This is a genomic window from Shewanella sp. 11B5 (assembly GCF_002836795.1).
In the GTDB taxonomy this organism is placed as follows: domain Bacteria; phylum Pseudomonadota; class Gammaproteobacteria; order Enterobacterales; family Shewanellaceae; genus Shewanella; species Shewanella frigidimarina.
Map to the genome: position 1 here is coordinate 1 of NZ_PJAP01000149.1, position 1,171 is coordinate 1,171.

General features: G+C 38.8%; 1 protein-coding gene. It reads right to left on the reverse strand.

Annotated features, from left to right (window positions below):
* Positions 1–111 precede the first annotated feature (111 nt).
* Positions 112–1,171 (reverse strand): lipase family protein (locus CXF78_RS01250; protein ID WP_102035744.1); only part of this gene is annotated, 1,060 nt, incomplete at its 5' end.

Here is a 1,171-nt window from a genome sequence, read left to right on the forward strand (position 1 = left end):
TAAAATCCAAAATAATATCAATGGCCCTACAATTAATCCCATACTCTCCCCCCAGCTAAATACAACTATTCAGATTAATTGTTGATATGTGCTAAAATCATTAAAGGCATATTACACATTTTTCATTGCATTTCTTGCTTGGTTATTAAGACGACCAAGAGTAATGTTAAAAACCCATTTTATGAATGAAAAAGTATACTTAATCACGGTAATAGCAGGTTTTCCTGCAAAAACAATCATATGCCCTAACAAGCCTTTTAACTGTTCTTCAAAGCCAACTGTATTGGCAAGATCACAAACAAATCTTGCCATAAGATCATAAGCAGTGGCAATTGTTGTCCCACCAGCTTGTATTGCCGCAATCAAACCGGTACCACCACCATCAATGATAAGTGTCATTAAAGCAGCTGCGATTTTATCAGCCCAATGTGAAGAATATGTCGTTTGTAATCTATTTTCGTAATTGAGAACGACTCGCTGATACATAGAACCAGCAACTTGGCTGTACATATCATCCCATTGTTCATAGTTAGTAGTATGAACATAACCGGGTGCTGTTTCCATACTATGCGCTTTAGGGCTTAAGCCCTGCTCTCTCACAGGCACATACTCACTGCCATTAATATGCACATGGCAGAAAGGCCAAACAGGAACTTTAGGGACAGGGTCAGAGCCATGAACACAGCGATATACTTTGTCAATGCGAGCGCTACTTTTAATCGCAAAGTCTTTATACCCAACTCGAGGACAGCCAAAAGTGTATAAGTAAACGGTTTTGTTATATGTAGTTTTTACCCAATTCGCGACTAAAGTCGCTAATGCACCGCCTAAACTATGACCAATACAATGGATAATACCTGTACTGTTTAACACTTCAGGTTTATCTAAGTATGTAGCTAATCCATCCCTAAAAGATTCAAATGTTGTTTGAAAACCGGTATGAACTAAGCTACCTGAATCATTACTTTTTGAGTGGGCGGTTATATCGGTTACCGCATCAGCTAAAGTATTTGTTCCTCGTATTGCGATTACGTGCTCGCCTTTATGTTGCTGACTATGTCCTTGGCCAATAAGCAAAAAGCCTGTCGTTTCACGCCAAAAGAAACCACCTGACGATGCTTGCTGAACATTGCTAAGATTGAACTTAAAATGTTTTTTAACATCACGAGGT